The 204-nt window shown below is 45.1% G+C and carries 1 protein-coding gene; it reads right to left on the minus strand.

Annotated elements, in window-relative coordinates:
* Positions 1-181: PTS transporter subunit EIIC (locus M979_RS23485; protein ID WP_342446871.1), on the minus strand; the 181-nt coding region annotated here is incomplete at its 3' end.
* Positions 182-204 lie beyond the last annotated feature (23 nt).

A 204-nucleotide genomic window follows, 5' to 3' on the forward strand; every position in this document is an offset into this window, starting at 1 on the left:
AGCCTACCATTTGCTGAAGGGGCGGTACAATGTGCCAAAGGGTGGCGTAGTAGGCAATGATGTAATCCACAGCAGGAGTCATTACAAACGGGATAAACATCACCGGGTTCAACACTACCGGTACGCCAAAGATGAGTGGCTCATTGATATTGAAGATAGCCAAGGGCAAGGAAACATTAATTAAATGTTTATTTGAAGGGTTGC

The organism is Buttiauxella noackiae ATCC 51607, from assembly GCF_001654865.1.
GTDB classification, from domain to species: Bacteria; Pseudomonadota; Gammaproteobacteria; order Enterobacterales; family Enterobacteriaceae; genus Buttiauxella; species Buttiauxella noackiae.